Origin of the sequence: Labrenzia sp. THAF187b (assembly GCF_009363375.1) — a bacterium.
Classification (GTDB): Bacteria; Pseudomonadota; Alphaproteobacteria; order Rhizobiales; family Stappiaceae; genus Roseibium; species Roseibium algicola.
The window spans coordinates 1,871,798-1,892,069 of the sequence record NZ_CP045344.1 but is presented as its reverse complement, the minus strand read 5'-3'; the positions used below and the strand labels follow the sequence as shown (position 1 = coordinate 1,892,069).

24 protein-coding genes are annotated in these 20,272 nt (G+C 61.0%); 18 read left to right on the top strand and 6 right to left on the bottom strand.

What is annotated here, in order from left to right; translation table 11 throughout:
* Nucleotides 1-7 precede the first annotated feature (7 nt).
* Nucleotides 8-934, bottom strand: a complete 927-nt coding sequence (hemC, locus tag FIV03_RS08730; RefSeq protein WP_152509281.1) for a hydroxymethylbilane synthase — start codon at nucleotides 932-934, stop codon at nucleotides 8-10.
* Between the two features lie 93 nt (nucleotides 935-1,027).
* On the opposite strand from hemC, the gene tsaD reads away from it, so the two are divergent.
* The 13 genes from tsaD to FIV03_RS08665 all read left to right on the top strand — a co-directional run bounded on the left by tsaD (nucleotide 1,028) and on the right by FIV03_RS08665 (nucleotide 11,353).
* The gene (gene tsaD / locus FIV03_RS08725) at nucleotides 1,028-2,134 is read left to right on the top strand and encodes a tRNA (adenosine(37)-N6)-threonylcarbamoyltransferase complex transferase subunit TsaD (RefSeq protein ID WP_152509280.1); all 1,107 of its coding nucleotides are present in this window, start codon (nucleotides 1,028-1,030) and stop codon (nucleotides 2,132-2,134) included.
* Nucleotides 2,135-2,237: 103 nt separating this feature from the next.
* Nucleotides 2,238-2,741, top strand: a complete 504-nt coding sequence (locus FIV03_RS08720) for an NUDIX domain-containing protein (protein WP_152509279.1) — start codon at nucleotides 2,238-2,240, stop codon at nucleotides 2,739-2,741.
* 26 nt (nucleotides 2,742-2,767) lie between these two features.
* The gene (locus FIV03_RS08715; RefSeq protein ID WP_173013810.1) at nucleotides 2,768-3,244 is read left to right on the top strand and encodes an NUDIX domain-containing protein; all 477 of its coding nucleotides are present in this window, start codon (nucleotides 2,768-2,770) and stop codon (nucleotides 3,242-3,244) included.
* Nucleotides 3,231-4,238 carry an NAD(P)H-dependent glycerol-3-phosphate dehydrogenase gene (locus FIV03_RS08710; RefSeq protein WP_152509278.1) on the top strand — a complete coding sequence of 336 codons (1,008 nt, stop codon included), beginning with the start codon at nucleotides 3,231-3,233 and terminating at the stop codon, nucleotides 4,236-4,238. The genes FIV03_RS08715 and FIV03_RS08710 overlap by 14 nt, the downstream gene beginning before the upstream one ends.
* A gap of 478 nt (nucleotides 4,239-4,716) precedes the next feature.
* A complete protein-coding gene (locus FIV03_RS08705; protein WP_055659704.1) occupies nucleotides 4,717-5,007 on the top strand; it encodes a YciI-like protein in 291 nt (96 codons plus the stop codon).
* Nucleotides 5,008-5,433 carry an EVE domain-containing protein gene (locus tag FIV03_RS08700; protein WP_023002897.1) on the top strand — a complete coding sequence of 142 codons (426 nt, stop codon included), beginning with the start codon at nucleotides 5,008-5,010 and terminating at the stop codon, nucleotides 5,431-5,433.
* Between the two features lie 27 nt (nucleotides 5,434-5,460).
* Nucleotides 5,461-6,132: a methyltransferase gene (locus FIV03_RS08695; protein WP_152509277.1), complete on the top strand. Its 672-nt coding sequence runs from the start codon at nucleotides 5,461-5,463 to the stop codon at nucleotides 6,130-6,132.
* Nucleotides 6,133-6,275: 143 nt separating this feature from the next.
* Entirely contained in the window at nucleotides 6,276-7,448 is a 1,173-nt protein-coding gene (locus tag FIV03_RS08690) for a M20 aminoacylase family protein (RefSeq protein ID WP_055659708.1), read from the top strand.
* Nucleotides 7,449-7,584: 136 nt separating this feature from the next.
* Nucleotides 7,585-8,379, top strand: a complete 795-nt coding sequence (locus FIV03_RS08685; protein ID WP_152509276.1) for an ATP-binding protein — start codon at nucleotides 7,585-7,587, stop codon at nucleotides 8,377-8,379.
* 1 nt (nucleotide 8,380) lies between these two features.
* Nucleotides 8,381-9,151, top strand: a complete 771-nt coding sequence (locus tag FIV03_RS08680) for a sulfite exporter TauE/SafE family protein (protein ID WP_062486693.1) — start codon at nucleotides 8,381-8,383, stop codon at nucleotides 9,149-9,151.
* Nucleotides 9,152-9,331: 180 nt separating this feature from the next.
* A complete protein-coding gene (leuB, locus tag FIV03_RS08675; protein ID WP_152509275.1) occupies nucleotides 9,332-10,444 on the top strand; it encodes a 3-isopropylmalate dehydrogenase in 1,113 nt (370 codons plus the stop codon).
* Between the two features lie 80 nt (nucleotides 10,445-10,524).
* The gene (locus FIV03_RS08670) at nucleotides 10,525-10,944 is read left to right on the top strand and encodes a hypothetical protein (protein WP_023002891.1); all 420 of its coding nucleotides are present in this window, start codon (nucleotides 10,525-10,527) and stop codon (nucleotides 10,942-10,944) included.
* A 13-nt stretch (nucleotides 10,945-10,957) separates the two neighbouring features.
* On the top strand, nucleotides 10,958-11,353 hold the full coding sequence (locus FIV03_RS08665) for a VOC family protein (protein WP_152509274.1): 396 nt from the start codon (nucleotides 10,958-10,960) through the stop codon (nucleotides 11,351-11,353).
* 48 nt (nucleotides 11,354-11,401) lie between these two features.
* Here the strand turns inward: FIV03_RS08665 and FIV03_RS08660 are convergent, their stop codons facing one another.
* Nucleotides 11,402-11,833: a YqaA family protein gene (locus FIV03_RS08660; protein ID WP_152509273.1), complete on the bottom strand. Its 432-nt coding sequence runs from the start codon at nucleotides 11,831-11,833 to the stop codon at nucleotides 11,402-11,404.
* On the bottom strand, nucleotides 11,830-12,279 hold the full coding sequence (locus FIV03_RS08655) for a MarR family transcriptional regulator (protein WP_023002888.1): 450 nt from the start codon (nucleotides 12,277-12,279) through the stop codon (nucleotides 11,830-11,832). The genes FIV03_RS08660 and FIV03_RS08655 overlap by 4 nt, the downstream gene beginning before the upstream one ends.
* Before the next feature lie 69 nt (nucleotides 12,280-12,348).
* Here FIV03_RS08655 and FIV03_RS08650 point away from each other — a divergent pair, with 69 nt between their 5' ends.
* Entirely contained in the window at nucleotides 12,349-12,747 is a 399-nt protein-coding gene (locus FIV03_RS08650) for an antibiotic biosynthesis monooxygenase family protein (protein ID WP_152509272.1), read from the top strand.
* Entirely contained in the window at nucleotides 12,744-13,238 is a 495-nt protein-coding gene (locus FIV03_RS08645; protein WP_152509271.1) for a cytochrome b/b6 domain-containing protein, read from the top strand. Before FIV03_RS08650 ends, FIV03_RS08645 begins: the two co-directional genes overlap by 4 nt.
* An 88-nt stretch (nucleotides 13,239-13,326) precedes the next feature.
* On the opposite strand, the gene FIV03_RS08640 is transcribed toward FIV03_RS08645, so the two are convergent.
* Nucleotides 13,327-15,546, bottom strand: coding sequence for an esterase-like activity of phytase family protein (locus FIV03_RS08640; RefSeq protein ID WP_152509270.1), 2,220 nt, complete (start codon nucleotides 15,544-15,546; stop codon nucleotides 13,327-13,329).
* A gap of 227 nt (nucleotides 15,547-15,773) precedes the next feature.
* On the opposite strand from FIV03_RS08640, the gene FIV03_RS08635 reads away from it, so the two are divergent.
* Nucleotides 15,774-16,973: a multidrug effflux MFS transporter gene (locus tag FIV03_RS08635; RefSeq protein WP_152509269.1), complete on the top strand. Its 1,200-nt coding sequence runs from the start codon at nucleotides 15,774-15,776 to the stop codon at nucleotides 16,971-16,973.
* Nucleotides 16,974-17,008: 35 nt separating this feature from the next.
* Here FIV03_RS08635 and FIV03_RS08630 read toward each other — a convergent pair whose 3' ends face one another.
* Nucleotides 17,009-17,518, bottom strand: a complete 510-nt coding sequence (locus tag FIV03_RS08630; RefSeq protein ID WP_152509268.1) for an arsenate reductase ArsC — start codon at nucleotides 17,516-17,518, stop codon at nucleotides 17,009-17,011.
* 10 nt (nucleotides 17,519-17,528) lie between these two features.
* On the bottom strand, nucleotides 17,529-17,873 hold the full coding sequence (locus FIV03_RS08625; RefSeq protein ID WP_152509267.1) for a metalloregulator ArsR/SmtB family transcription factor: 345 nt from the start codon (nucleotides 17,871-17,873) through the stop codon (nucleotides 17,529-17,531).
* A gap of 165 nt (nucleotides 17,874-18,038) precedes the next feature.
* Between FIV03_RS08625 and FIV03_RS08620 the strand changes: the two genes are divergently transcribed.
* Nucleotides 18,039-19,121 carry a pyridoxal-phosphate dependent enzyme gene (locus FIV03_RS08620; RefSeq protein WP_152509266.1) on the top strand — a complete coding sequence of 361 codons (1,083 nt, stop codon included), beginning with the start codon at nucleotides 18,039-18,041 and terminating at the stop codon, nucleotides 19,119-19,121.
* A complete protein-coding gene (locus FIV03_RS08615; RefSeq protein ID WP_152509265.1) occupies nucleotides 19,114-20,256 on the top strand; it encodes a Xaa-Pro peptidase family protein in 1,143 nt (380 codons plus the stop codon). Before FIV03_RS08620 ends, FIV03_RS08615 begins: the two co-directional genes overlap by 8 nt.
* Nucleotides 20,257-20,272 lie beyond the last annotated feature (16 nt).

Below are 20,272 nucleotides of genomic sequence, written 5' to 3'. Positions count from 1 at the left end.
GACCGGGTCAGGCTCCTGCCAGAAAGTCCGGTCCCATCCGGGTTTTCAGATCTTCACCGACAGACCGGCCAATCCGCACGGCCTCGGCCGCAGGCCCGCTGCCCGATGCTTCATGCGCGGCCGATCCGTCCGGCTTCAGCACAATCCCTCGGAAGTGCATCGCATCGCCTTCGAGCGTTGCCAGGCCGCCGATGGGCGTGCGGCAAGACCCGTCCAGAACAGCAAGGAAGGCGCGCTCCGCATCAAGGCGGATCTGCGTTGCCGCGTCGTGAATTGCCGCCAGCATTTCAAGGGTAGCCATGTCGTCCGACCGGCTTTCGATGCAAATCGCACCTTGACCGACAGCCGGCAAAAACTGGTCGGTTTCCAGAAGGCTGGTGATTTCCGCTTCCAGGCCCAACCGGCGCAGACCGGCCGCCGCCAGAAGTGTTGCGTCCACCTCGCCCTCCGCCAGCTTGCGCAGGCGTGTCTGCAGGTTTCCGCGGTACATTACCACTTCGATATCCGGTCGCAGCCGCTTGATCATCGCCTGCCGGCGCAGCGAGCTGGACCCGACGACGGCGCCCTGCGGCAGATCGGTCAGGGTCTTTGCCTTGGGCGAAAGGAACGCATCGCGCACATCTTCCCGCGGCAGGAAGGCCGTCAAAGCCAGACCATCCGGCAGGACCGTCGGCATGTCCTTGGACGAATGAACGGCAAGATCGATCCGCCCGTCCAGAAGCGCTTCCTCGATTTCCTTCGTGAACAGCCCCTTGCCACCGACTTCCGACAGCGGCCTGTCCTGGATTCTGTCGCCGGAGGTCTTGATGACCACGATCTCGAACGCGTCTTCGGCCAGACCATGGGCCGCCATCAGCCGGTCCCGGGTTTCGTGGGCCTGTGCCAGCGCCAGCGCGCTGCCCCTTGTTCCGATACGCAAAGGATTTGATTGCAAGGTTTACCGTCCAGATGCTACGCCCGGCAGAAATGACGGGCACCGATTTATGTCTTTTCGGATGTCCTAACACAGGCCACCGCACTTAGACCAATGACCTCAGTCAAAACAGATGACAATGCGACCAATCTGACGGTCCTGGGCATTGAAACCAGCTGCGACGAAACCGCAGCAGCGGTGGTGTGCGGCCCTGCGCACAAGCAGATCCTCTCCAATACGATCCGTTCGCAGATCGACGAGCATACAGAATTCGGGGGCGTGGTGCCGGAAATTGCCGCCCGTGCCCACATCGAGATCCTCGACCGGATCGTTGCCGAAGCCATGAACGAGGCCGGTTGCGGCTGGGACGATATCGACGCGATTGCCGCAACTGCCGGTCCCGGCCTCATCGGTGGTGTCATCGTCGGCTTCATGACTGCCAAGGCCATCGCCATGGCCGCGGGCAAGCCGATCGTCGGCGTCAATCACCTGGAAGGCCACGCCCTGACCGCGCGCCTGACCGACGATCTCGAGTTCCCGTTCCTCTTGCTGCTCGTCTCCGGCGGCCACAGCCAGTTCCTGCTGGTGCGCGGCGTCGGGGACTATGAACGTCTCGGCACGACCATCGACGATGCCATTGGCGAAGCTTTCGACAAAACAGCCAAACTGCTGGGCCTGCCCTATCCCGGCGGCCCGCATGTGGAAAAAATGGCTGCCAAGGGCGACGTCACCCGCTTCCGCCTGCCGCGTCCGCTTCTGGATCGCCCGGGCCTCGACATGTCCTTCGCCGGACTGAAGACGGCACTTCGCACCCAGGCGAAAAAGCTTGAACCTGTCGATGAACAGACGATTGCCGACCTCTGCGCGGCGTTTCAGCGATCTGTGTCCGACGTTTTGGCAGCCCGCACCCGCTCCGCACTCGATCTCTTCCGGACACGTCACCCGGGTGTCAAACCGGCAATCGTTGTGGCTGGCGGTGTCGCGGCGAACCAGGAAATCCGCAACAGTCTTCTGGCTGCGGCAGAAGAGGCAGATGCCCGTTTCATCGCGCCGCCCATGCGCCTATGCACCGACAATGCAGCAATGATCGCCTGGGCCGGTATCGAGCGGCTTCGACTTGGCCCCGTGGACGACATGAGCCTGTCGCCCAGGCCTCGCTGGCCGCTGGATTCGGCCAATGCCGGTGTGCTCGGCGCGGGCAAAAAGGGCGCCAAGGTCTAGGGTGTGGACCTGTAAATCATCGCTCAATTTCCCACCGACCCTTTTGCGCGACCAAAGACCCTGTTAGGAAACTTCAGCCTTCCAACAAGGACTGTTCTGAGAAATGCGCGTCTACCACAAGGCCTATGTCTACCTGACCTGCGGCACGGACCTTCTGGTCTTCGACGAACCGGACACGCCTCACCTGGGCCTGCAGGTTCCGGGCGGCACCATTGATCCGGGCGAAAGCTTTCTGCATGGCGCCATGCGGGAATTTGCCGAGGAAACAGGCCTCGAACTGGACGTGGCCTTTGATCATTTTTCCAGTCAGGATATCCCGTTCGAAACGATCCCTCCCGTCGGCCAGTACCGGCCCGCACCAAACCGCCCGCTGCTTGGCCGCCACATCCGCCGCAACTACCATGTCCGCCTCGGTGCCCGGCCGGAGAGCGAGTGGGAACATTACGAAATGCATCCCAGCAGCGGCGGCGAACCGATTCGCTATCGTTTCTTCTGGGTTGACCTCTTTGGCGAACGGGCAAGCGACGAGGAAAACTTCTTCGCAGCCTTCGGCGCGCCCCTCGATGCCCTGCGCAAACGTGTGACATGCCTCGCCAACGCGGCATAAACAACAGTTCTTTCAAGGACCTGCCCGTGCTGATCTACCAAAAGGCCTATGTCTACCTGACCTGTGGAACAGAGCTTCTCGTGTTTGTGGAACCCGATTTCCCGAACGCCGGCATCCAGGTTCCCGGAGGCACGGTCGACCCCGGCGAAAGCTATCTGCAGGCTGCCAGGAGAGAATTTGCCGAGGAGACCGGACTTTCGTTGGATATCGCGCTCGAATCGTTCGCCGACCAGGACCATATCTTCAAAGATGTTCCCCGTTGTCTCGACGGCTTGCATCGCCGGCGGCATTTTCACGGCCGAATTCGTGAAAAGCCCGCGACAGAATGGGAACATTTCGAAATGTCACCGAACGCAGGCGGACCTCCGATAAGGTTCCGTCTGTTCTGGATTGACCTGTTCACCATGGATGCGCCGACCGAGGCCCGCTTTTTTGAAGGGTTTGGAGCGCAACTTGAAACATTACGGACGCGCGTGGAAAGGCAGAGCAATGGGCGCCATTAGTTCTATCGGCGTCGTTGGCGGCGGCGCCTGGGGCACGGCCCTGGCCCTGACCGCGGCCCGTGCCGGTCGGGAAGTGCGCCTTTGGGCGCGTGATCCCGGCACGGTCTCCGATATCAGGTCCCGTCGGCAGAACCCGCGGTATCTGCCGGGAATCACCTTTGACGAGGAACTGGAAGCGACATCTTCGCTGGAAGAGGTTGCCGACGCCGATGCCATCTTGCTGGTGACACCCGCCCAGACAACCCGTGCGATGCTGGCGGCCCTCAAACAGACGGGCAAGGTACGCGGCCCCGTCGTGCTGTGCGCCAAGGGCATCGAACAATCCTCCGGCAAGCTCTTGTCCAAGGTCATGAGCGAGGAACTGCCCGGCGTCGAACCCGGCGTCCTGTCCGGCCCGAGCTTTGCCGACGACGTCGCCAAGGGCCTGCCGACTGCCGTCACCGTTGCCGCCAATTCGGCCAAGACCGCGCTCAGCCTGTGCGAAGCGATGCAATCGCCCTGTTTCCGGCCCTATGCCTCGATCGACATTCTCGGTGCCCAGATCGGCGGCGCCCTCAAGAACGTGCTCGCGATCGCCTGCGGGGCCGTGGTCGGCCGCAAGCTCGGCGCCAGTGCCCAGGCGGCGCTGACCGCCCGCGGTTTTGCCGAACTGTCACGCCTCGGCACTGCCATGGGCGCACAGGGTGAAACCCTGACAGGCCTTTCCGGTCTGGGGGATCTTGTGCTCACCTGTTCGTCCAGCCAGTCGCGCAACTTTTCCTTCGGGCTGCGGCTCGGCGAAGGCTTCATGGCTTCCGAGCTGATTTCGGCAGGCGGCAAGCTCGCGGAAGGCGCCTATTCCGCCCGCGTCGCCGTAAAGCTGGCCCGAAAATACGATGTCGAAGTCCCGATCTGCGAGACCGTCGCCAGGATGATCGACGAGGATCTGACCATCGACGACGCCCTCAACACCCTGATGGCACGCCCGCTGAAATCGGAAACGGCAGGGCTTTAAGCCTCTCGTAAGGAAACCGGCCTTTGGCATCGACACAGGCCGGCACCTGATTCTCTTTCCGCTTGTGATAGGGGATTGGCATATGAGCGATATCCTCATCCCCTCGGCGTCACCCCGGACAAGCGAAGCGCAGATCCGGGGCCCACTCGCCGCGCCGCTTGCCGAAGCAGACAAGGTGCCCTGAAGACGCAAAACCCATTCCAGCTCTCTGGAAACGAGTAGCCCCCGGGTCTCGCGTTGCTCGCCCGGGGTGACACTTGTGCTTGCTGCCTGTCTTTAGTCCAAAGTCAGTTGCCCTGCCACGAAGGGGAGAACAGCTCCCCCGCTCCCTCATCCTGAGGAGCCGGGCAACGCCAGGCGTCTCGAAGGATGGGCCGCTCGCACAGGGTGTGATGCACCTCTCAGACTTTCCCCCATTGAGTTTCCCCCGCCCCGGCCCTAGGTTCGACGCAGATTCGACCAACCCGGGGAATTCTTCATGCTCTATGCCCTGATCTGCACCGACAAGCCCGGTGCCCTGCAGACGCGCCTCGACAACCGCGCCGCCCATCTCGACTTCCTGAAAGGCCTCGGGGACAGCCTCAAGGCAGCTGGCCCGTTTCTTGACGACGACGGCAACATGACCGGCTCGCTGGTGGTGATCGAAGCCTCCAACCGCGACGAGATCCTGGCGATCTCCCAGGAAGATCCCTACGCCCGTGCCGGTTTGTTCGAAAGCGTCGAGATCCGCCCCTGGAACTGGGCAATCAAGAACCCGGAGGCAAACTGAGTGCAGTATTGGCTGATCAAGTCCGAGCCCGACAAATGGTCCTGGGAACAGCAGAAGGCCCGTGGCGACAAGGGTGAGCAGTGGGACGGTATCCGGAACTACCAGGCACGCAACAACATGCGGGCCATGGAAATCGGCGACAAGGCGTTCTTCTACCATTCCAACATCGGCAAGGAAGTCGTCGGCATCGTTGAGGTCTGCAGCGACATCCATCCGGACACCACCATCGATGACCCCCGCTGGGAATGCGTGGACTTCAAGGCTGTCCGTGACATGCCCAAGCCGGTGACCCTGGCCGACGTCAAGGCCGAACCGCGCCTTGCCAAGATGTCGCTGGTCACCTCCATGCGTCTGTCGGTTCAGCCGGTCACGGAAGAGGAATGGAAAATCGTCTGTGAAATGGGCGGTCTGAAAGAGCCTGCGTAACTTCCTCTCCTGAGAGATCCGCCCCGAATGGCCCTTATCAAGGATCCGGCAGCCTTCATCCGGAAGGAGACCAAGGTCAAACCTGTGCCGCATGCAGAGGAAATCCTTCTGCATGTGGCCGATGAGGCCATGGATCTGTGGCAAAAGACCGAAGACGAACTGGGCGAGCTAGGCCTGCCGCCGCCATTCTGGGCCTTTGCCTGGGCAGGTGGCCAGGGACTTGCCCGCTACGTGCTCGACACGCCGGAACTGGTCGCGGGAAAACGCGTTGTCGACTTTGCCTGCGGCTCCGGTCTGGTCGGCATAGCCGCCATGAAGGCAGGCGCAGCGTCCTGCCACGCGGTCGACATCGACCCCTACGCCCTGACCGCAACACGCCTCAATGCCGCGCTCAACGAGGTGGAGATCACCACCGAGACCGCGGACATCACCACCGGAGAACCGCCGCAAGCGGACCTCGTCTTCTGTGGTGACGTTTTCTACGACAAGCCCATGGCCGACAAGGTGCTGGCATTTCTCGACAGGTTGCTGACGAACAACATCGAGGTCTATGTCGGCGACCCTGGCCGGTCCTATCTGCCCTCGTCACGCTTGGTTGAACTGGCGGCCTACAGCGTTCCGGTGGTCGGTGCGCTGGAAGACAACGAGATCAAACGCACCCGTGTTTTCCGGTTGCAGGAAAAATCATCCGGAGAATGACCTGGTGGCGGATCAGTCTTGCGGACCATCGCCTTGCACATAACTTTTTCCGCAATCCCACTTCCTCTTTTTGCAGCTTGCGATAGGTTAGCCGTTCAAGCTTAAAGCGCTTTCCTGTTCCGATGTGTTTCTAGGAGTCCTTCATGCCCATCGTTAATCGCCTCGCGGATCTGGCCGACGAGATCACCGCCTGGCGCCGCGACATTCACGAAAATCCCGAAATTCTCTACGAAACGGTGCGGACTGCCGAAAAGGTGTCCGAGCTGCTGCAGAGCTTCGGTGTCGATGAAATCGCAACGGGTGTCGGCAAGACGGGCGTCGTTGGCGTGATCAAGGGCCGCAACGGCGGTGCCGGCAAGACCATCGGCCTGCGCGCCGACATGGACGCGCTGCCAATCGAGGAAATCACTGGCAAGGACTATGCCTCCAAGATCCCGGGCAAGATGCATGCCTGCGGCCATGACGGCCACACCGCCATGTTGCTGGGCGCTGCAAAATATCTCGCCGAGACCCGCAACTTCGACGGCACCGTCGTCGTCATCTTCCAGCCGGCCGAAGAAGGTGGCGCAGGCGCGAAGGCGATGATCGACGATGGTCTTCTGACCCGCTGGCCGATCGAGGAAGTCTACGGCATGCACAACTTCCCGGGCATGCCGGTGGGCGAATTCGCCATCCGCAAGGGCCCGATCATGGCCGCGACCGACGAATTCCGCATCACCATCACCGGCCGGGGCGGCCATGCCGCCAAGCCGCATGAGACCATCGACCCGATCGTAATCGGCTCGCAACTGGTGTCCGCGCTGCAAACCATCGCCAGCCGCAATGCCAATCCGCTCGATTCGGTTGTTGTGTCGGTGACCGTTTTCCAGGGCGGCAACGCCTTCAACGTCATTCCGCAGGAAGTGCTGCTGCGCGGAACCGTGCGCACGCTGAGCCCGGAAATGCGGGATCTCGCCCAGGCACGGATGGAATCCATCGTCAGCTCTGTTGGCGATGCGTTCGGCGCAAAGGCAGTTCTGCAGTTCACGCGCGGGTATCCGGTCACGGCGAACCACGACGAGCAGACGGATTTCGCGGCGGCCGTCGCCGAAGGCATTGCCGGGGTCGGCAAGGTCAATCGCGAGATCGAGCCGATGATGGGCGGGGAGGATTTCTCCTACATGCTGGAAGAACGCCCGGGCGCGTTCATTTTCGCCGGCAACGGCGACAGCGCGGGCCTGCACCATCCGGCCTATGACTTCAACGACGACCTGATCCCTGTCGGCTGTTCCTACTGGGTGAAACTGGTCGAAACGGCCCTGCCCGCAGCGGCCTGACCGCCTGTGAAATCCTTCATCGTCATCCCGGTTCGCACGATGCCGACCCGGGACGACGGGCCGGGATGACGGCGGGAAGGTTTTGGATTAAGAGTGACGCCGGTTCCGACCGGCGTTTTCATTTGGATTTTCGAATATGGCTCTTTCCCCGTTCAAGCTTCCCTTCCTGGCAGCCTATGTCGTGGTCGGGGCCATTGTCGGTGTGCTGGTGATCCACCCGCTGAACCTTGTGGTGGTCTGGTGGGAACTGGCACGTTTTTCGGAAACGGCTCCGAACCTCCTTGAATTTCTGACGGCGCGCCTGTGGCTTGTGCTGCTTCCCCGGCATCTGGATGTTGCGATTGCCTATACGGGTCTCGGCGCAGTTGTCGGCCTCGCCTTCGGCATCTTCACCCGCAACTACATGCGAACGTCCGAAGCCTACCGGTCTCTGCGCGAAGAGCAAACCGCGCTCATTCCCGATCTTCTGAAACAGGGCGAGAACCGGCGCGTGGAGTTCAAGTCGTCGCTGCGCTGGGACCTGAAGGAAAACCGGACCAACCGGTCCCTGGAAAAGGTCATCGCCAAGACCCTTGCCGGCTTCTTCAATGCCGATGGCGGGCACCTTCTGATCGGTGTTGATGACAACGGCACACCGCTTGGTCTCGACAAGGACCTGGCAACGCTGAAAAGCCCGGACCTCGATTCGTTCGAGCGCACCGTCAACGACATCGTTTCCAAGACACTCGGCGGAGATCTCTGTCCTTACATCCACACGGTCTTTTCCAGGGTGGACGGCAAGGACGTCGCCATGGTCATCGTCAGCCCGGCACCCCGCGCCGTCTATCTGGAAGAAAACAAGGCCTCGGTCTTCTATCTGCGCAGCGGCAATTCCACCCGCGCACTGGATGTCCGCGAAGCGGTCAACTACGCCAACAAGAGATGGTCGTGACATGTCGGACATCGCCGGCTTCTTCTTTCCCGATCAGCTGCACCTTGCTGCATCGCTGACACTGATCGTCACGAGTTTCTTCACCTCGGCCCTGACAGCGGCCGTCGGCCTTGGCGGCGGGGTCGCGCTGATCGCGATCATGGCAACCGTCATGCCGGCCAGTGCCCTGGTGCCGGTCCACGGTGTCGTTCAGCTCGGATCGAACGCCGGACGCGCACTGGTGCAACTGAAACATGTCGACTGGCTGATTGCGCTCTGGTTCGCAGTCGGGGCGGCAATTGGCGCGGCCGTCGGCGGTGCCATCGCGGTGGAATTGCCACCGGCGGTTCTAAAGGCGGGCATCGGCCTGTTCGTGCTTTGGGTCGTCTGGGGCAAGGCGCCTCACTTCGGCAAGGCACCGAAACGGGTCATGGCGGCGGCGGGTTTTGCCTCCACGTTCCTGTCCATGTTCTTCGGTGCGGCCGGCCCCATCGGCGGTGCCGTCTTGTCGACCCTCGGCCTGCCGCGCCACGGGTTCGTCGCCAACCAGGCAATCACCGCGCTGATCATGCACATCTTCAAGATCATTGCGTTCGGCGCGCTCGGCTTCGCCTTTGCGCCCTGGCTGGGACTGATTGTCCTGATGATCGCCAGCGGCTTTCTCGGCACACTCGCCGGCAGCCGCCTGCTCGGCCGAATGGACGAGAAGAGCTTCAAGACCGGCTTCAGATGGGTAATGACCGCGCTGGCGCTGAACCTCCTGTTCCAGGCAGTGCGGGGCTGGCTCGGCTGATCCTTGCCGGAGCCGTCCTGAAACCCGCTTCAATCCCGCAGCTCTCCGGGCCTTTCTGCCGTTCTTGACCTTTCCCCACGGCTTGCTTGAGTTCTTCGCAACTGGCTTCATCTTGAAAGACAACGGCCGACGCGCTAACCCATCGCCATCAGATTTCTCAAAATGCGGGATGGAACACCCATGGCTTCACAAAACCTTCTGCTTCTGCCGGGTGACGGCATTGGCCCGGAAATCATGCAGGAAGTGAAAAAGGTCATTGCCTGGTTCAATGAAAAGGGCGGCATGTCCTTTGAAACCGACGAAGGCCTGGTGGGTGGTTCCGCCTATGACGCGCATGGTCTGTCGATCTCCGAAGAAGACATGGCCAAGGCCATGGCTGCCGACGCGGTCATCTTCGGTGCCGTCGGCGGGCCCAAGTGGGACGACGTTCCTTACGAAGTTCGCCCGGAAGCCGGGCTTTTGCGCCTGCGCAAGGACATGCAGCTGTTCGCCAACCTGCGCCCGGCCATCTGCTACCCGGCGCTTGCCGATGCATCCTCGCTGAAGAAGGACGTGATCGAAGGTCTCGACATCCTGATCGTGCGCGAGCTGACCGGCGGCGTCTACTTCGGCGAACCGAAAGAAATCATCGACCTCGGCAACGGCCAGAAACGCGGTATCGACACGCAGGTCTACGACACTTACGAGATCGAGCGCATTTCCGGTGTCGCCTTTGAGCTGGCGCGCACGCGCGGCAACAAGGTCACGTCCATGGAAAAGCGGAACGTGATGAAGTCCGGCGTACTGTGGAACGAAGTCGTTACCCAGACGCACAAGAACGGCTACGAGGATGTTCAGCTGGAGCACATGCTGGCTGACGCCGGCGGCATGCAGCTTGTCCGCTGGCCCAAGCAGTTCGACGTCATTGTGACGGACAACCTCTTTGGCGACATGCTGTCCGACGTTGCCGCCATGCTGACCGGTTCGCTCGGCATGCTCCCGTCCGCATCCCTCGGCGCACCGGATGGTGTTACCGGCAAGCGCAAGGCGCTTTACGAGCCCGTCCACGGCTCGGCTCCGGACATTGCCGGCACGGGCGCTGCCAACCCGATCGCCATGATTGCCAGCTTCGGCATGGCGCTGCGTTACTCCTTCGAGGAAGTTGCAGCCGCCGACAAACTGGACAAGGCCATCGCCAACGCTCTCGACAAGGGCCTGCGGACGAAAGATATCGCAGCGCCTGGCCAGGCCACCGTTTCCACCGTGGAAATGGGCGACGCCATCATTGCCGAACTGGACGCCTTGAGCGCCTGACAGGCAATCGCCATTTGCAAGCAGAGCCGTCACCGGTTATCCCGGTGGCGGCTTTCCCTTTTCAAGACACCGCTGGTCCCATGATCGAAGACAAACTCGCCCCCTTTCTCGGCACCTGGATCCTCGACACGGAGGAAAGCGACTTCGAACAAGGCGAGCCGCCACGCAGCGCCACGCTCAAGATCGATGAGAACTTCGGCGTCGCCGTCTTCACGATGAACCAGGTGGCCTCCGACGGCGAAGTCACCAACGACACTTTCGAGGCAATGCCGGACGGCCCGGAAGTGCGTCTTGGCAAAAGCGGCCTGGTCGACGCCATGCGTCTCGTGTTCCAGGGAGATCGCAACCTCATTTCGGAAGCCCGCCGCGGAGGGTTGACGATCATGAAAGCCGACCGGGAACTGTCTGACGACGGCAGAACGCTGACCGTGACCCAAACCGTCCACCTGGTCGACGTTGCAAGCTACACGAACGTGTCCGTCTACCGGCGCGCGCAGTAGGAAACGGCCTGCCATGAAACAGATGATTGGAGCGATCGCCCTCATCGTGCCGGATTATGACCAGGGCATCGACTTTTATGTCGGCAAGCTTGGCTTCGACCTGGTCGAAGACACCCACCTTGGCGGCGGCAAGCGCTGGGTACTGGTCGCGCCCAAGGGCAGCTCCGAGACACGTCTCCTGCTGGCGCAAGCCGACGGTGACGATCAGCACGCCGCCATCGGCAACCAGACCGGCGGCCGTGTGTTTCTGTTCCTGCACACCGACAACTTCGATCGCGATCATCAGGCGATGCTTTCGACGGGCGTCACCTTTCTGGAAACACCACGCCACGAGGCCTACGGCAAGGTTGCCGTCTTCCAGGACCCCTTCGGCAACAAGTGGGATCTGATCGAGCGTGCTGAGGGTTAAGCGTCACGCGCAGCGAAGGTTTCGCGTTCCCCCGGCTGATCTGCAGTCTCAGATAACCTGCAACGTGATCAACGCGACAGCGACATAGCGTGCTGTCTTTGCAATGGCGACCAGCAGGGTGAAACTCCAGAACGGCTCTTTCAGCACACCGGCTGCCAGTGTCAGGGGATCGCCGATGATCGGCGCCCAGCTGAGCAGCAGGCTCCAGCGTCCGTAGCGGTGATACCAGCCGGTTGCCTTGGCGAGCTTGTCAGGCTTGACCGGAAACCATGAAGCGGTCGACCAGGCGGTTGCTGCCCGACCAAGAACCCAGTTGACCATCGATCCGAGCGTGTTGCCAAGGCTTGCCGCCGCAACCAGCAGAACGACGGGTTCCGTTCCAAGCGCTATCAGGCCGGAAAGGCCAAGTTCGGATTGGGCGGGCAGCAGGGTGGCAGCCAGAAAGGATACGCCGAACAGGCCCAGCAAGCTGGCACTCATCGGGAACTGCCGGTCTGGGCTTTCTGCATGGCTGAAATGGCTCTGTGCATGAAATCCAGGAACTGCGCCTTTTCCTGTTCCGAAAACCCCTCCAGCGCTTCTCCGTTCTGGGCAATCGCAGACGCGATGGCTTCCTTTTCCAGCACCTTGGCCTTGTCGGTCAGGAAAATTTCCTGAACCCGGCCGTCTTCTTCACTCGCCCGGCGGGTGATCAAGCCGTCCCGTTCCATCCGGGCCAGGGTGTTTGCCAGCGTTGCCTGTTCGATATCAAGCAACTGCACGAGTTCCTTTTGCGTGCGTCCTTCCTTTGCCCAAAGGGCGACCAGCGCCGGAAATTGCCCCGGCGACAGGCCTAGCGGCCGGATGCGGCGATGGAGACCGGCGGCAAACAGCCGTGCCATGTGGTTTGCCAGATACCCGGCGGAGGAATCTTTTTCGAAGGTCATCCCTTGCATATACGATAGATAGCACCCTATATAAATAAACATAGCTTGCTATATAAATAGGAGTTCGAAATGACATCACTCTGGACACGTCGTGCCATTCATCTGGCAGCACTTTCCTTCCTGACCGCCAACCTGGGAGTCTCCGCCATGGCGAGTGAAATCAACACCAAGGCCCCGGTAACCCTGATCAATTCCTTTGAAGTTCCCGAAGACCGTCTTGCCGATGCAGTTCGCAGTTGGGAACAGGCGCGTGACTTCCTGAAAGAGCAGCCCGGCTACATCACCACGCGCCTGCACCAGTCCCTGTCTCCGCAGGCAAAGTTCCAGTTGGTCAACATCGCGCTTTGGGAAAGTCCAGATGCGTATCAGGCCGCCATCCGGAAACTCGGCAAAAGTGGCATCGTCGCGGAATTCAAGGGCATCAGCTTTCATGCCGCGCTCTACAACGTCATTCGGGAGGATGAATGATGGCGGTCTTGCCCGTAACCGGAAACAGGTTGCTGCACTGGACGATTGCCGCTCTTACCATCAGTGCCTTGGCTACCGGCTATGCCCTGACGAACAACGAACCGTTTTCGCCAAACCTTTTGAAAACCCATCTGGGACTTGGCTTGTCTGCGGGCCTGCTCGCTCTTGTTCGCACAATTTTTTGGCTGACAATGGGGTCCCCTCAGCCGGTGTTCGCCGTTCATTCCGGGTTGCAGCAAGCTATCGGCAAGGGCGTCCACGCCGCCTTGCGCCTCGTACCGCTTCTGCTTCTGGTCAGCGGTGTCGGCATGATCGTCATATCCGGTAGCCTGGAAATGATTGCGAATGGCACATTGCCGGGACTTGCGACTTTCGCCGGATTGCCACCGGCAGGCCTGCACCATGCCGCGGCGCTTTTGCTTGCAGCACTCACCGGACTGCACAGCCTTGCTGCCCTGTGGCACTGGCAAAGACGAAGTTTCACGGCTTGAGAATGGCAATGCAGAAAAGGAAAGGCCCGGCTGCGTAAAGCGGCCGGACCTTCGCTCAGGTCTTGGGAGGACCTTTGTCTGAAGTACCTTAGTTCAGGCGGCTTGCCGGGCCGAGGTTGATCAGCCGGGTTTCACCCGGTGCGTCGTCAACACCGTCATTGTCGGTGACCAGGATCAGGCGGCCATCGGCCGTGATCGTCAGGCCTTCCGGCTTGTCGAGAACCCAGCCCTTGCCTTCGGCCAGAGCCGGCAGGATATCCATGGCGTAATGCTTCTGGAGCACCGGGAGCTCGGATCCGTAGGCAGCCGGGGTCACACCGTCCAGGGAGATCGTGGTGATCTGCTTGATGGCTGCGTCTTCACCACCCTTGTTATCGCGCTCCAGGATGGCGAACTTGCCGTCGCCCATGGAGACGATTTCCGACAGGCCGACCCAGCCACCGGCTGCGCTCTTCGGCTTGTCGAGCGGATAGTGAACGAAGCCCCAGGACTTGTCGGCCGGGTTGTAGATGGCCAGCTTCACCATGCCCTTCGGGTCGTCTTTCCATTCACGCTGAACGGCCACGGCCACCAGCGTCTTGCCGTCCATTTCGAACTCGGCAACGCCTTCAAAGGAGAAACGTGCGGACTGGGCATTCAGCTCCTCCGGAAGCGTGATTTCTTCCTGAACCTGACCGTCGGTGCCGACCTTCAGCAGCAGGTGCTGCAGTTCCTTGTCCGGATTGCCTTCGGAAGCCAGCCAGAAGCCGCCATCCTTGGCAACGGAGATGCCTTCCAGGTCCAGTTTTGCCTGCTTGCCACCCTGAACGGTTGCATAGGCAACGATTTTTGCCGGCTTGGAAGAGATGTCCAGAGTGTAGATGCGGGCGTCGTCATAGAAGCTGTCGCTGACGGCGTAGAGCTTGTTGCCGTCTTCCGGGTCTGCAGCCAGTGCAGACAGTGCACCCCAGCCGATCGGCGCGCCTTTTTCCGGATCGGTTTCGGACACGACCATCGGGTAGGACGGAGCTTCCGCACCAAACTTGTAGAGGGAGACCTGCGCGCGAACGTTGTCTTCCGCACTGTCGACCTCGTTGGCAACCACAAACAGGTCACGGCTCGGGATCGCAAGTGAACCTTCCGGACCGACATGGGTCGGCAGGAACTGGACGAATTCCGGCTCGGCGCCGGTGTCCTTGTAGACAGCGACGAAGTTGCCGCGTTCGGAATTGACGAAGATCAGCTTTTCACCGCCGAATTCACCAACCGTCACACCTTCCGGCTCGGTGCCCTTCTTGGACGCGCGCTTGGCCGGATAGTGGCCGTTGGCCATGCCAAGGTGTTCCATCTGGTTACCACTGTCGAACAGGACCTCGCCCTTGGTGTTCCAGATGGTGAAGCCGCGCGAACCGCCTTCGTAGTCGCCTTCGTTGGCGGTCACGAAACGCTCGTCGTCGATCCAGGCAACCGCATCCGGCTCACGCTTGACGTTTTCGGTCGAACCGGAGGCATCGCTCATGCGCGCCTTGGAAACCGGAATGTTTTCAGCCGAAGCCGCACCGGCGGAGAAATGGCTGACAACTTCACCGGAGGCCAGATCGACCACGGCGATATGGTTGTTTTCCTGCAGCGTGACGACAACCTGGTTCTGGGAGTTGATCGAAACGAACTCCGGCTCCGGATCGGTCGGCGCGACTTCCGCAAGACCCGTCAGGTCAACGATGCGGACCGCGTCACAGTTGGTCGGCGTGCCGGTTTCGTCCAGATCGAAGATCGCGAGATGGCCGGCCGGCATTTGCGGGATCACGCCGTCGTTCAGATCTTCGTCGCGCTCGTTCTCGATGGCGATCGCAACGAACTTGCCGTCCGGAGAGATGGCAACGCTGTCCGGCTGACCCTTGGCGTCGCACTTCGCGGTGATACCAAGACCGTCGAGAGCGATCACGGCCAGATGGCCGGACGCATTGACGTAGTCTTCGGACGTGTTGACGCCCGCATAGGCGAATGTTTCGCCGACGGCGACCGAAGTCGGCTCACCACCAAGCGCGGTGCGGCCCATCGGCTGCAGGTTCAGCGGGTTGGCCGCATTGACGAAAACAATGGCTTCGCCCGGGCTGTCGGTGAAGACGAGCGTGCGGCCGTCCTTCGTGGCATAGATGATTTCGGCAACGGTTTCGGTGGCCTGATCCACGCCTTCCGGCAGGGTCTTGTAGACCGGGAATGTGTTGATACGCTCGAAATACTCTGCCTGTGCTGCCGACACGGCGCCAAGGCCGAACAGGACTGAAAGGCTGACACCTTTTAAAAAGCGCCCACGAAGGTCCGCCATTGCACTCGCTCCCACAAAATATCGGGTTGATGGTGCGCGCAAGCTAGTGGCCCTGATTACAATATCGGTGACAGTTGCATGAAGCTTTCATGACAACACCCAGCAAGCCTTGAATTTGCATTTCGAGCACTTACATCATATCAAGGCCGGGCGGTGATCACCGCCACCTCCATCTTCCAGACTTTCCCGCATTTGTGCCTCCGGCGCATTTTTCATCGGATTTTCCAATGCAGATCGGTTTTGTCCGCTCCGCCATTGTGCTGGGGCTTCTCGCTGCTGTCGGTCCATTTGCCATCGACCTCTATCTGCCCGCCATGCCGGAAATCGTGCAGGCGTTGCAGACGGACGACGCTGCGGTTCATATGACCTTCACGGTCTATTTCATCGCTTTCGGGCTAGCCCAGTTGATCTACGGTCCGTTGGCAGACCGGTTCGGACGCAAGCTGCCCGCCTTTCTGGGCCTGATCGTCTTCCTCATCGGATCGGTCATGTGCGCGACCGCGGTCGACGTTTCAGCCCTGACATTCGGCCGTTTCGTGCAGGCTCTTGGTGCCGGCGCGCCGATGGTCATCGTGCGGGCCGTAGTCCGCGACCTCCACACCGGACCAAAGGCGACCAGGCTGATGGCTTTGGTGATGCTGGTCTTCAGCGTTTCGCCGATGCTTGCACCGCTCGCCGGCAGCTTGATCATCCAGTTCGGCAGTTGGCGCCTGATCTTTGTGGCCCTGGGCGTTATTTCCCTTCTCGCCATGCTGCAAATGGCCTTTTTGCTGCCCGAAACGCTACCGGCCGAGCGCCGGGGCAAGATCGACCCGACAGCGATGCTGCGCAGCGCCATCTACCTGATGCGCGACAGCAGGTTCATGGGTCTGACGCTGATCGGCGGCTTCTCGCTGGCGAGTTTCTTCGTCTTCATCGCCGCCGCGCCGCTGGTCTACATGACCCAGTACCAGTTGACGCCGACAGCCTTCAGCCTTGTTTTCGCGCTGAACGCGATCGGCTTCTTTGCGTCTTCCCAGTTTGCCGCCTCGCTTGGAGAGCGCTTTGGCATGGGCAGAGTGGCATTGATGGCCGTCAGCGGATTTGCGGCAGCCAACGTCCTGCTGGTCATTCTTGTGTGGAGCGGCATCGACGACCTGCCGGTTCTGATGGCGCTCTTCTTCATCGGCAACTCCTGCCTCGGCCAGGTCATTGCTCCGGTGATGGTCATGGCGCTGGAAGAACATGGCGAACATGCCGGCATGGCCTCCTCCCTCGGCGGCACCTTCCAGATGGTCGCCGGTGGCGTGATGATCCTCGTCTGCAGCCCGTTCTTCGACCGGACAGCTTTGCCATTGGTCGGCGCGGTTGCCGCCTGTGCACTCATCGCCCTGGTCATCGCACTGCTGACCCTGCGCACGTCACGCGAGGGCCAGGCAGTCGCCTGACGCGACAACCTTGAAACAAGTCCGCCGGAGAAGCGTTACACGTGCTCTTCGGCGGACTGCCCGATCTGATCGAGTTTCTTCTGCAGGGACAGACGGTCGAGCGAAGACATCGGCAGGCTCACGAACACCGAGATCCGGTTGCTGAGCATCCGGAAGGCATCGTTGAATGCGACCGCCCGTTCGCTGTCACTTCCGACAACCGCTGCAGGGTCCGGCAGCCCCCAATGAGCGGACATCGGCTGCCCGGGCCAGACAGGGCAGGTTTCCTTGGCCGCATTGTCGCAAACGGTAAAGACGAAATCCATGACCGGGGCATCCGGCACAGCGAATTCGACCCAGTCCTTCGAGCGCAACCCATCCGTCTTGAAATTGAGCTTGCTGAGCAAGGCAAGTGCTTCCGGACGCACGGCGCCAGCCGGTTGTGACCCGGCAGAAAACGCCCTGAAGCGGCCCTGCCCGTCCCGGTTCAGGATCGCCTCCGCCATGATCGACCGGGCGGAATTGCCCGTGCACAGGAAAAGCACGTTATAGACATCGCCGGACATTTGGTCCCCCTTAACCTGAACAGGTCTCTCCGCAGGCAATCGTCTCGATGACCTGCGCACAAAGTTCCGGATGACCACCACAGCAATCGGCCATCAGAAACGTCAGCAACTCACGTATGCCGTCAAGGTCCGCGAAGTACCGGATCGACCGCCCCTCGCGTTCATTGCGGACCAGCCCGGACTGAAGCAGAACAGCAAGGTTCGCCGACATCGTGTTCTGCCGAACGTCCAGCGCCTCGCCGATCTCGCCGGCAGTCATTCCCGCATCACCAGCCCGGATCAGCAGCCGGAAGACTTCCAGTCTGGTTTTCTGGCTGAGCGCCCCAAAAGCGCTCAGTGCATCTTTCATATCCATAATTCATGATATTTCGATTCATCAGCAACAGGCAAGTCTTTTTCGCAACCGGGCTCAACATCTCGGACACGGCCCGGTCTGGTTCGTAACCGTCATTTTCCGCAAGTCGCTTGCAACCGGCCTTCAGAGCTGCTGACCTGCCCGGGAAACCGCGCGGGGCAGACGATGAAAACACTTAAAAACCCTTTCCTCGGCAGAGGCCTTCCCGAGCAAAGCGGGCTTGCGGATGGATCCGTGTCGCAGGACGTCGCCGGAGCAGAGAACCTTTTTCGGAAATGCCCGCGTGCGGATGAAACCCCGCTGCTGAATGCAAATGACCTAGCAGCCGATCTTGCTATCGAGAACCTTGCCCTCAAGGACGAACGGCAGCGCATGGGCCTTGGCAGCTTCAAGGCGCTTGGCGCTGCCTATGCGATTGCCAAACTGGCTGACCAGCGCATCCGTGACGGGCTTGCCCCCTTTCATTCCTCCGCACTCAACGGCATGACCTTTGTCTGTGCGAGTGCCGGGAACCACGGCATGTCCCTTGCCGCAGGCGCTCCGCTGTTTGGGGCCAGGGCTGTCGTCTTCGTTGCCGATAGTGTTCCAAGCGCCTTTGAGGCCCGCCTCAAGGCCCGGGGCGCTGATGTTGTCCGGGTCGGAGCCACCTATGAAGACAGCATGACGGAAGCCCAGAGGCGCGCCGAGGCCGAAGGCTGGACCTTGCTGCCGGACAGCACCTGGCCGGGCATGACCGCCGCCGGACACGACGTCATGGAGGGCTATCTTGTGATGGCCGCGGAAATTGCCCGGCAGATCAAGACACCACCCACGCATGTCTTCCTGCAGGCGGGTGTCGGCGGACTTGCCGCCGCCTGTGCCGTCGGCGCACGCCTGACCTGGGGCCACGATGTCACCATCGTCGTGGCGGAGCCAGAACACGCACCCGCCCTTATGGCCAGCATCGAAGCCGGAAAGCCCGTCACGGCGTCCGGTCCGGTGTCGAACATGGGCCGGTTAGACTGCAAGGAACCCTCGCATCTGGCGCTGAAGTACCTGGCCACGGAAGCCGATTTCTTCGTGACCGTTTCTGACAGCGAGGCGGCTGAAACGGTTGACTGGCTGGGCAACAACGGCATCGCGACGACGCCATCCGGTGCGGGCGGCATCACAGCCGTTCGACACGCAGGTCGCGGAGCATCGCCCCTCGGCCTCGGACCTGAAGCCCGGGTGCTCTGCTATCTCTCCGAAGGACCGGAAGATGTCTGAACAGGATTTTCCTGAAGACGAATTTGCCGCGCGCACGCAAGCAGCCCAAAAAGCCATGAATTCCCAGGGCATCGAGGCGCTGTTTTTCACGACCGAAGCCGAAATGCGCTATTTCACCGGGTTCCGGACCCTGTTCTGGCAGAGCCCCACGCGACCCTGGTTCCTCGTGGTGCCGGTAAACGGCAAGCCGATTGCGGTCATTCCGCAGATCGGCGCGCACTTGATGGCGAGCACCTGGATTGACGATATCCGGGTGTTTTCCGCTCCGCACCCCGTCGATGACGGCATCGCCCTGCTCGCGGACACCCTCAAGGGCTTTACAAAAATCGCCATGCCGATGGGGCGGGAAAGCGCGCTTCGCATGCCGCTTCGTGATTTTCAGCGCCTTCGAGATCTCACCAACCACGCTGAATATCTGGACGGAACCGGTCTGATCCAGAGCCTCAGGATGGTGAAATCCGAACGTGAAATTGCTCTCCTGCGCAAGATTTGCGGTATCGGTTCGGCAGCATTTGCCAGGGCACCGGAGCTTATCCACACCGGCCAACCGCTCAACGAGGTTTTCCGGACCTTCCGGATCGAACTTCTGAAGCAAGGTGCGGACGACGTGCCTTATCTGGTCGGCGGAGCCGGACAGGGCGGCTACGGCGATGTCATTTCTCCCCCGTCGACCCGCCCCCTACAGGAAGGGGACGTCCTGATGCTGGATACGGGTGCAACCAAAAACGGCTATTTCTGCGACTTTGACCGCAACTTTGCGATCGGCCAGGCGAGTGATGCCGTCAGATCCACCCATGAAACACTTGTCCGGGCCGTTGAGGCAGCCGCCGAAATTGCCCGCCCGGGCCGTACCTGTGCCGATCTATTCCAGGCCATGGCCAAGGTGCTGGACCAGGGCGAAGGTGACGTCGGCAGGCTCGGCCACGGGCTCGGCATGCAGCTTACCGAAGCGCCCAGCCTGACCGGCTTCGACGAGACCCCACTTCGAGAGAACATGGTACTGACGCTGGAGCCGAGCCTCTCGCTTGGACCCGGCAGGATGATGGTTCACGAGGAAAACATCGTCATTCGAGACGGCGCGCCCGAATTCCTGACCGTGCCGGCAGGGCCGGACATTCCTGTTATCACCCGCTAGAATACCTGGAACCGCG

Excerpts from the sequence above, each read along its gene's own strand:
- tsaD (WP_152509280.1), top strand. The coding sequence starts at position 1,028 with ATGACCTCAGTCAAAACAGATGACAATGCGACCAATCTGACGGTCCTG.
- FIV03_RS08720 (WP_152509279.1), top strand. The coding sequence starts at position 2,238 with ATGCGCGTCTACCACAAGGCCTATGTCTACCTGACCTGCGGCACGGAC.
- FIV03_RS08710 (WP_152509278.1), top strand. The coding sequence starts at position 3,231 with ATGGGCGCCATTAGTTCTATCGGCGTCGTTGGCGGCGGCGCCTGGGGC.
- FIV03_RS08705 (WP_055659704.1), top strand. The coding sequence starts at position 4,717 with ATGCTCTATGCCCTGATCTGCACCGACAAGCCCGGTGCCCTGCAGACG.
- FIV03_RS08695 (WP_152509277.1), top strand. The coding sequence starts at position 5,461 with ATGGCCCTTATCAAGGATCCGGCAGCCTTCATCCGGAAGGAGACCAAG.
- FIV03_RS08690 (WP_055659708.1), top strand. The coding sequence starts at position 6,276 with ATGCCCATCGTTAATCGCCTCGCGGATCTGGCCGACGAGATCACCGCC.
- FIV03_RS08685 (WP_152509276.1), top strand. The coding sequence starts at position 7,585 with ATGGCTCTTTCCCCGTTCAAGCTTCCCTTCCTGGCAGCCTATGTCGTG.
- FIV03_RS08680 (WP_062486693.1), top strand. The coding sequence starts at position 8,381 with ATGTCGGACATCGCCGGCTTCTTCTTTCCCGATCAGCTGCACCTTGCT.
- leuB (WP_152509275.1), top strand. The coding sequence starts at position 9,332 with ATGGCTTCACAAAACCTTCTGCTTCTGCCGGGTGACGGCATTGGCCCG.
- FIV03_RS08670 (WP_023002891.1), top strand. The coding sequence starts at position 10,525 with ATGATCGAAGACAAACTCGCCCCCTTTCTCGGCACCTGGATCCTCGAC.
- FIV03_RS08665 (WP_152509274.1), top strand. The coding sequence starts at position 10,958 with ATGAAACAGATGATTGGAGCGATCGCCCTCATCGTGCCGGATTATGAC.
- FIV03_RS08660 (WP_152509273.1), bottom strand. The coding sequence starts at position 11,833 with ATGAGTGCCAGCTTGCTGGGCCTGTTCGGCGTATCCTTTCTGGCTGCC.
- FIV03_RS08655 (WP_023002888.1), bottom strand. The coding sequence starts at position 12,279 with ATGACCTTCGAAAAAGATTCCTCCGCCGGGTATCTGGCAAACCACATG.
- FIV03_RS08650 (WP_152509272.1), top strand. The coding sequence starts at position 12,349 with ATGACATCACTCTGGACACGTCGTGCCATTCATCTGGCAGCACTTTCC.
- FIV03_RS08645 (WP_152509271.1), top strand. The coding sequence starts at position 12,744 with ATGATGGCGGTCTTGCCCGTAACCGGAAACAGGTTGCTGCACTGGACG.
- FIV03_RS08640 (WP_152509270.1), bottom strand. The coding sequence starts at position 15,546 with ATGGCGGACCTTCGTGGGCGCTTTTTAAAAGGTGTCAGCCTTTCAGTC.
- FIV03_RS08635 (WP_152509269.1), top strand. The coding sequence starts at position 15,774 with ATGCAGATCGGTTTTGTCCGCTCCGCCATTGTGCTGGGGCTTCTCGCT.
- FIV03_RS08630 (WP_152509268.1), bottom strand. The coding sequence starts at position 17,518 with ATGTCCGGCGATGTCTATAACGTGCTTTTCCTGTGCACGGGCAATTCC.
- FIV03_RS08625 (WP_152509267.1), bottom strand. The coding sequence starts at position 17,873 with ATGGATATGAAAGATGCACTGAGCGCTTTTGGGGCGCTCAGCCAGAAA.
- FIV03_RS08620 (WP_152509266.1), top strand. The coding sequence starts at position 18,039 with ATGAAAACACTTAAAAACCCTTTCCTCGGCAGAGGCCTTCCCGAGCAA.
- FIV03_RS08615 (WP_152509265.1), top strand. The coding sequence starts at position 19,114 with ATGTCTGAACAGGATTTTCCTGAAGACGAATTTGCCGCGCGCACGCAA.